At 70.4% G+C, this 8307-nt stretch carries 8 protein-coding genes; 6 read left to right on the top strand and 2 right to left on the bottom strand.

The features are described 5' to 3' along the window. Positions 1-120: 120 nt before the first annotated feature. Positions 121-753 carry a hypothetical protein gene (locus ETD83_RS36435; protein WP_138649758.1) on the bottom strand — a complete coding sequence of 211 codons (633 nt, stop codon included), beginning with the start codon at positions 751-753 and terminating at the stop codon, positions 121-123. A 169-nt stretch (positions 754-922) separates the two neighbouring features. Here ETD83_RS36435 and ETD83_RS36430 point away from each other — a divergent pair, with 169 nt between their 5' ends. The 6 genes from ETD83_RS36430 to ETD83_RS36400 all read left to right on the top strand — a co-directional run bounded on the left by ETD83_RS36430 (position 923) and on the right by ETD83_RS36400 (position 7790). Further along, on the top strand, positions 923-1498 hold the full coding sequence (locus ETD83_RS36430) for a YqgE/AlgH family protein (RefSeq protein ID WP_138649757.1): 576 nt from the start codon (positions 923-925) through the stop codon (positions 1496-1498). Between the two features lie 10 nt (positions 1499-1508). Then, the gene (locus tag ETD83_RS36425) at positions 1509-1772 is read left to right on the top strand and encodes a DUF3039 domain-containing protein (protein WP_138649756.1); all 264 of its coding nucleotides are present in this window, start codon (positions 1509-1511) and stop codon (positions 1770-1772) included. 204 nt (positions 1773-1976) lie between these two features. Further along, entirely contained in the window at positions 1977-2861 is an 885-nt protein-coding gene (locus ETD83_RS36420) for a zinc metalloprotease (RefSeq protein ID WP_230421419.1), read from the top strand. Positions 2862-2992: 131 nt separating this feature from the next. Further along, on the top strand, positions 2993-4738 hold the full coding sequence (locus ETD83_RS36415; RefSeq protein WP_171064647.1) for a DEAD/DEAH box helicase: 1746 nt from the start codon (positions 2993-2995) through the stop codon (positions 4736-4738). A gap of 525 nt (positions 4739-5263) precedes the next feature. Beyond that, a complete protein-coding gene (locus ETD83_RS36405; RefSeq protein ID WP_138649753.1) occupies positions 5264-7552 on the top strand; it encodes a tetratricopeptide repeat protein in 2289 nt (762 codons plus the stop codon). 34 nt (positions 7553-7586) lie between these two features. After that, positions 7587-7790, top strand: coding sequence for a DUF397 domain-containing protein (locus ETD83_RS36400; RefSeq protein WP_138649752.1), 204 nt, complete (start codon positions 7587-7589; stop codon positions 7788-7790). On the opposite strand, the gene ETD83_RS36395 is transcribed toward ETD83_RS36400, so the two are convergent. Then, the coding region (locus ETD83_RS36395; RefSeq protein WP_329603043.1) for a gluconokinase at positions 7774-8307 on the bottom strand (534 nt) is incomplete at its 5' end. The genes ETD83_RS36400 and ETD83_RS36395 overlap by 17 nt on opposite strands.

The raw sequence follows: 8307 nt of genomic DNA, 5'->3' as shown, positions 1-8307 counted from the left end.
GTGGGGGCACGATCTAGCCCTCGACCTCGCACAGCGGGCCTGGTGATGAACAGTGCTCACCCACCGGTCGGCTTCATCAGCCACCGATCCTGCCTTCCCGGCCTGACCGATGCACCGCCATTAGGTGTTCTTCTTCGAGAAGACCTGCTCGCGGCGGCGGGGCCAGATCCCGCCGTACCAGAAGATGATCGCGCCGGTGAGGATGATGCCGACGCCGGTCGCGGCGCGGGCCCACAGGACCTCGTCGGGGCCGGTGTGCGGCAGCTTGTCCGGCGGGGTCCTGGTCGGTGTCGGGGTCGGCGTCGTCCCCGCCCCTCCGGCCGCCTTCTTGCAGTTCGCCGTGACGGTCTTGGACCCGATCCGCTTGTTCGCCCAGTTGACCGTGATGCGGGTGCGGCGGTCCTCGCGGAGCCGGACGGCGACCGTCCGGGTCGAGTCCGGCCGGATCTGGCCGGGGATCGCGGCGGTGTCGTCGTCCTTCTCGATGCCGAAGTCGATGGTCTTGTTACTGGTGTTGCGGACGGTGACGTTCACCGTCGCCGCCGGGCACGCCACCGACCCGATGGTCACCGTCACCGCCAGTGCGGGCTTCCCCCCGGATGGTGACGACCCCGAGGGGGACGGGCTGGACGTGGTGGTGGCCGACGCGGCGCGCTCGGAGTCGGGCGACACCCAATTGATCAGGGCCGGGATGGCGATCAGCGCTCCGATCACGAAGAACACGGCGGCGATGACGACCCTGGGCAACTGCATCGCTGTCCTCCCCGGCCCGCCGGCGGGTGCCGTGCGGGTGGCCGATGATCCTAGATCATTGTCAACCTAGGTTCTTGTGGTGCCGATATCCCCATCGATAGGAATGCGTAACAGGCTAACGAGCCCTGGGACGTGCCGCCGGAGGTCCGCGCAACGCATGATGGAACCCATGGAAGACGGCATCAGGGTGGGGCTCCTGCTGGTGGCGACCCCTCAGCTGGAGGATCCGAATTTCCGGCGGAGCGTCGTCCTGCTGGTCGAGCACGACATCGAGGGCGGGACGCTCGGCGTTGTCCTCAACCGGCCGACCGAGGTGCCGGTCGATCGCGTCCTGCCGCCGTGGGCCGAACTCGTCACCGGGCCGGCGGTCGTGTTCCAGGGCGGCCCGGTCGCGCTGGAGAACGCGCTCGCCCTGGCCCGCCTCCCCGGCGAGGACGAGCCGCTCGGCTGGCGCGCCCTGGACGGCGGCACCGAGGTCGCCAGGGTCGGCCTGGTCGATCTGGAGGCCCCGCCCGCCCTGCTGGCCGCCGAGCTGCTGCAGTTCCGGGTGTTCGCCGGCTACGCCGGATGGTCGGCCGGGCAGCTGCGCGGGGAGATCGAGGACGGTTCCTGGTACCTGGTGCCGGCCGAGGCGGGGGACGTGTTCGCCGCCGACCCGGACGGGCTGTGGCGGCAGGTCCTGCGCAGGCAGGGCGGCGACCTGGCCTTCGTCTCCACGTTCCCCGAGGACCCGACGCTGAACTAAGGTGAACCACGTGAGTACGAAGATCCTGCCCGACGGCGACACCCAGACAGATGTGCGGCCGGACCTCTCGCACGGTGACGGCGACCATGAGCGGTTCGCGCACTATGTGAAGAAGGCGAAGATCACCGAGAGCGCGGTGAGCGGCACGCCCGTGATCGCCCTGTGCGGCAAGGTCTGGGTGCCGAACCGGGACCCGAAGAAGTTCCCGGTCTGCCCGGAGTGCAAGGAGATCTACGAGTCGATGAAGCCGGGCGGCGGCGACGGCGACGAGTGACCGGCCGCCGCCGAGGGGCGGGGGCCGAGGGCGCGTCGCCGGCATCGGCATGCGCGCGTGAGAGGTCTCGCGGTCGGGGGACATGACCGCGGGGCCCTCTCGGTTCTACGGGGCTAGTAACACATCAACGGGGGATCAATGCGGCGGATCGCCGGGGTTTCGCTCTGCGCACTGCTGGTCACGGCGTGTGCTGTTTCAGGTTCGGTGAGTGACCGGACGCGGGTCAGGGCCGCTCCGGCCGCAGCGGCACGCGACGACGGGTGCCCGCCGGAGGGAACCGCGCGCCGCGCCCATCCTCATGACCGGGCCGATCTCGGCCACGACGAGGTCGTCGCCATGCTCGCCGATCTCCGCCGGACGCTCACCGACCGGTTCGGCACGTCCGACGAGCACCGCCTGGACGCGTCACTGCGGCGGGCCGGGCGTGTCAACGTCCCGGTGCGGTTCCATGTCGTCCACAGCGGGGGCAGGGGGCGGCTGTCCAAGGCGGCCGCCCGGCGGCAGATCGCCACGCTGAACGCCGCGTACGGGGGGAGGAAGGGCGGGGCGGACACGCGCGTCAGGTTCCGCCTGGCCGGCTACGACCGGACGGACAAGCCCTCGTGGTTCCACCATCCGCGCAGGTACGAGGGCGCGATGAAGCGGCGCCTGCGCAAAGGCGGGCGCGGCACGCTCAACGTCTTCACCGCCGCCGTGGGCACCGAGGTGCTCGGCTTCGCCACGTTCCCCCACCAGTACAAGAAGGACCCGCGCATGGACGGGGTCACCATCGACTACCGCAGCCTGCCGCAGGGGCCGTACAAGCCGTTCAACCGCGGCTACACCGCCGTCCACGAGATCGGGCACTGGCTCGGGCTGCTGCACACCTTCGAGGGCGGGTGCCTGCCGCCCGGCGACGGGGTGGCCGACACGCCGTACGAGGCGGAACCGGCGGAAGGATGTCCTGACTACCGCGACACATGCCCGCAGCGGGGCGACGATCCGGTGCACAACTTCATGGACTACGCCCACGACACCTGCATGCGGGAGTTCACCGCAGGCCAGGGCCGTAGGATCCGTGCCGCCTGGGCGGCGTACAGGTCCCGCTGACGACGGACGCGCCCCCGCGGACCCACCCCGGACCCACTGTGGATCTCGGCACAAGTGGGGCCGCGGCGGCGCGATCTGTCGGTGGGGCTCGGTAGCCTTCGATGACCGTGAGCACCTTCGCCGCATCGAGCATGCCTCCCGCCTTCCCCGAGCGGGCCGCCTGGGGGACGGCGTCGTCCCTGCGCGCCTGGCAGCAGCACGCGCTGGAGGCTTACTTCGGGCAGGACGGCACCGAGCCCGGCCCGCGCGACTTCCTCACCGTCGCGACGCCCGGCGCCGGGAAGACGACGTTCGCGCTCCGCCTCGCCCGCGAGCTGATGGAGCGCCGCGTCATCTCCGCGATCACGATCGTGTGCCCGACCGAGCATCTCAAGCGGCAGTGGGCCGAGTCCGCCGCGCGCGTCGGCATCAAGATCAACCCCGAGTACCAGAACGGCGACGGCCCCGTCGGCAAGGACTTCCACGGCATCGCCGTCACCTACGCCACCGTCGCCGCGCGTCCCGCGCTGCACCGCAACCGCACCGAGTCCCGCAAGTCGCTGGTGATCTTCGACGAGGTGCACCACGCGGGCGACGGGCTGTCCTGGGGCGACGCCGTCCGGGAGGCGTTCGAGCCCGCGACGCGCCGCCTGGCGCTGTCCGGCACGCCGTTCCGCACCGACATCAACCCGATCCCGTTCGTCCAGTACGACGAGGGCCCGGACGGCGTGCGCCGCAGCCGCGCCGACTACACCTACGGCTACGGCCCGGCCCTCGCCGACGGCGTCGTCCGCCCGGTGATCTTCCTGGCGTACGCGGGGGAGATGCGCTGGCGCACCCGGGCCGGCGACGAGATCACCGCGACCCTCGGCGAGCCCCTCACCCAGGACCAGACCGCCCAGGCGTGGCGCGCCGCCCTCGACCCGAAGGGCGACTGGATCATGCAGGTGCTCGGCGCGGCCGACCGCCGCCTCACCGAGCTGCGCCGCGTCATCCCGGACGCCGGCGGCCTGGTGATCGCCACCGACCACGAGACCGCCCGTGCTTACGCCAAGATGCTGCGCGCCGTCACCGGCCAGGGCGCCACGGTCGTGCTGTCGGACGACCCGTCCGCGTCCAAGAAGATCAAGCAGTTCACCGACACCGACGACCGCTGGATGGTCGCGGTCCGGATGGTGTCCGAGGGCGTCGACATCCCGCGGCTGTGCGTCGGCGTGTATGCCACGTCCACCAGCACTCCGCTGTTCTTCGCGCAGGCCATCGGCCGTTTCGTGCGCGCCCGGAAGCGCGGCGAGACGGCGTCGGTGTTCCTGCCCTCGGTCCCCACGCTGATGGGCCACGCGGCCGACATGGAGGAGGAGCGCGACCACGTCCTCGACCGTCCCGTCCGCGAGGACGGCCTGGACGACGAGCTGCTCGCCGACGCCAACCGGCAGAAGGACACGCCGGACGCGGTCGGCGAGGAGCTGCCCTTCGAGACCGTCGAGGCGTCCGCGACGTTCGACCGCGTCCTCTACGACGGCGGCGAGTTCGGCATGCACGCCCAGCCCGGCTCCGCCGAGGAGGAGGAGTACCTCGGCATCCCCGGCCTGCTCGAACCCGACCAGGTGTCGGCGCTGCTGCGCAAGCGCCAGGCCGACCAGCTCGCCGGCGAGCGCAGGAAGAAGACCGGCGACCCGCGCGCCGACCGCACCGCCGCCGAAGACCTCGCGTCCCTCCGCCGCGAGCTGAACGGCCTCGTCGGCGCCTGGAACCACCGCACCGGCCAGCCCCACGGCGTCATCCACAGCGAGCTGCGCCGCTCCTGCGGCGGCCCTCCCATCGCCCAGGCCAGCGCCGACGACATCCGCAAGCGCATCGACAAGATCCGCGACTGGGCCGCCAAACGCCGCCACTGACCGGGGCCGGAGAAAACCGGTGGCGCGGGGCAGGGCCCGCTCCCTACCGTCGGACGCTGTCAGGATCGCCTGCCGAAGGAGTCCGCCATGTACCGCGACCACGACGCCGAGGCGTCCTTTTGAGCCGTCCAGCAAGCGCCGCCGGGGGTTCCCTCTAGCGAGACCAAGGTCAAGCGCGGCGCCCGCAAGGTCGGCGTCGACACCGAGCTGATCGAGAAGCTGGGCGGCGGCGACCCGTGCCCCTGCGGGTCCGGGCGGCGCTTTCCGCCGCTGCTGCCGCCCCAGCGGCCGCTACGACGACACGCTGGGCCACTACTACGTCCGCGACTGACCGGTAGTGGACTCTGGGTGATCGTTCCGAGGAACCCATCGGCCGCGTCAGCGGGGGCCCGGTAGTAAGGGTTCATGGGCTCGCGTCGTCGGATACGGCCGGTACCGGTTGCGGTCTCATTGGGCGGCGGATGCCTGGCGGTCGCCGCCGGAGTCGCCACGAACCGCGTCCAGGGGGACTGGTGGATCCAGCTTATGTGGTTCGCCGGCGCCGTCATCGCGGTCCTGGTGGGCGGACGGCTGTCCCTGCTCTCCGGTGACCCGCAATCGCCCCCCGATGAGGAGGCGGCCGGTGGCCGGACGGACGAAGCCGCCGGCGGCGTGAACATAGGCGCGGGCGGTGACTTCAGCGGGGCGAATTTCTATCTCGGCACATCCGGGCCGCCGGGCGCGGGGACGAACGATGACGAGCACTGCGCTCCCGTCGACCCCCTGGGCCGGGCGGTCCTGGTCCCACCGGTGGGGCGGTTGCCCGAATGGATACGTGGCCGGGACCCCTTGCTGCGGCGGCTTGAAGAACTGATCGCTCGCCCGGACGGCCGCGTCCACCTCCTGTCGGGGCTCGGCGGCACGGGAAAGTCGACCGTGGCCCTCTGGGTGGCGAAGCTGGCGGCCGAGCAGGGGAGAACGGTGTGGTGGGCACCGGCGGTCGACGCGTCTTCGTTGACCTCGACACTGCTGGACCTGGCCGAAAGTTTGGGGGCCGCCCCGCACCAGGTACGAGGGGCCCTTGCGGGCAAGCGCGATCCGTCCGATGTGCTTTGGCCCGAGCTGGAAAAGCGGCCGGGTTGGGTACTGCTGATCGACAATGCCGATGATCTGGCGGCGTTAGCCTCCGGCCAGAGGACGGTGCGCGACGGGAACGGATGGCTGCGCCCGACGAGGGCCGGACTCGTCCTGGTGACGAGCCGGAACTCCGATACCCGTCGGTGGGGCCCGCACGTGGAGAACCATCCCGTGGCCGAGTTGCCCGCCGATGCGGGCGCCCAGGTATTGCTGGACATGGCACCTGACGCCGGTACGGATAACCAGGCACGGGTCCTGTCGGCCCGCCTGGGCGGGCTCCCCCTGGCTCTGTATCACGCGGGTTCGCATCTGGCATCGCCGTTCGCCAGGGAACGGACATTCGACGGCTACCGGCAAGCCCTGGAGACGCGCTTCTCAGTCCTGATGGGGCAAGGCGGCGCCGATCGGGACATTGTGACGAGTACCTGGGAGCTGTCCCTGAACCGGCTGGCGCAGGAAGGGACCCCGCAGGCGCGACGGTTGCTGCTGGTGCTGGCACAGTTCGCGGAGGGGGTTCCCATCCCCCTGGACCTGCTGGATCACGACGTCCTCGGGTCCGTGTGCCTCGACCAGGGCGCCGACGGGGTCGGTCCGGGATTGGCGGCGCTTCGCTCGGTCGGCCTGATCGAGATCCGTCCCGCGGACCGGGAGGGGGACGTCGTGACCATGCATCCCTTGGTCCGCGACGTCAGCCTGCGAAGCACGACGCCCGCGGATGAGCCACGAACCCTGCTGGGCACGGCGGTAGATCTGGTGGGCCGAGTGGCCGACGCCGAATGGGTCGGCGAGCCCCTCGACCCCCGCGCGTGGCCGGACTGGCGGCTTCTGGCTCCCCACGCCCTCCACCTCGGCCTACGGGTGTTCACCACGGCCGATCCGCCCACAGCCTGGGTCGAACAGCTCGGTCGTGTCGCCAACCTCGGTGCCCGGTATCTGCGCGTACGCGGCTTCTACGCTCGCGCGGAAGCCGCGTACGGGACGATCCTCGCGACTCAGCGCGGTGTGCTCGGCGAAGCGCACCCGCAAACCCTGGAGACCCGGCGGCGGCTCGCGGGCGTGCTGCACGATCGCGGACACTATGAGGCGGCAGAACGTGAATACCGGACTCTTTTCGATGTCGGTCGTCGCGCGCTGGGGGAGGACCACCCCGAAGTCCTCGCGAGCCGCCATGGAATTGCTCATATCCTGCGCCACCGCGAGCGGCTGGTGGAAGCGGAGAACGAATACCGGCCCGTCATCGCGGCTCGTCGCAGAATACTCGGCGAGGAAGATCGGCGAACACTGACCAGCCGGCAGGAATTCGCCACGGTACTGCGCGATCAAGGGCGCCACGAGGAGGCGGAAGCCGAGTATCGGGCTGTGCTCCGCACGCAGCGGCAGATCATGAGCGAGGAAGATCCAGAGCTCCTGAACACTCAATACCATTTGGCGTCACTGCTGCACGACAGCGGCCAGTTCGATGCGGCGGAAGCCGAGTACCAGTCCGTTTACCGTGTCGAGCTCAGGATTCTGGGTGCGGATCATCCGAACACTCTGGAGACCCGCTTTCAACTTGCCCACCTCTTACGGCACCGTGGCGAGCACCAGCAGGCGGAGAACGAGCACCGTGCGGTGCTCGCCGCCCGCCGCCAGGTCCTGGGAGAAGATCACCCTGATACCAGAGCTCGTGAGAATCTTGACTGCCTGGCAGAGGAATGACACGGTCTGGGCAAGCTGCTATCGGAGGGGATCGATGAGCGAACCAGTACACCGCTGGCGGCGGAGCAGCAAATGCAACGACAGCGGCCACTGTGTGGAAGTCGCATCGCTGTCGGACGGTGGCGTGGCCATACGGGATTCCGTTCGGCCCGAAGGGCCGAAGATAATGGTTTCGAGTGCCGATTGGGCGGCGTTCACGGCCGTTCTGCGAGCGGTTCGCCTTAATGGCGAAGGGTGAGGCTGAGGGCCCTCATGATGTGGGCGACCGTCTCATCCGGCGTGCAGGTGATGGGAGCGGTGAGGACGTCCTCGTCCGGGCCCGGGAGTTCCAGGTCGGCGAACTGGGTGTCGAGGAGGTCGGCGCTGAAGTAGTGGCCTTCGCGGGCCCTCATACGGGCGGCGATGAGGTCGCGGTCGCCGTCCAGCAGGACCATCCGGACGCCCGGCCGCCCTCCCGCCACCATGGCGCGGTAGCGGCGTTTGAGGGCGGAGCAGGTGACCACGCCGGGAGGTCCCGTGGCGAGACGGTCGTCGATCCAGGCGGCGATGGCGCGCAGCCATGGGAGCCGGTCGTCGTCGTTGAGCGGGGTGCCCGAGCGCATCTTCTCGATGTTCGCCTCGGAGTGGAAGGAGTCGGCCTCGGCGTAGTCCCAGCCGAGCCGTTCGGCGAGGAGGCTCCCGATGGTGGTCTTGCCGCTGCCGGACACCCCCGCGATGACGATGACCGTGGGGTCGGGCGGATCGGTCGGCTCGGT

This window comes from Actinomadura soli (assembly GCF_005889715.1).
GTDB classification, from domain to species: domain Bacteria; phylum Actinomycetota; class Actinomycetes; order Streptosporangiales; family Streptosporangiaceae; genus Spirillospora; species Spirillospora soli.
This window is presented reverse-complemented; position numbering and strand designations above follow the sequence as displayed.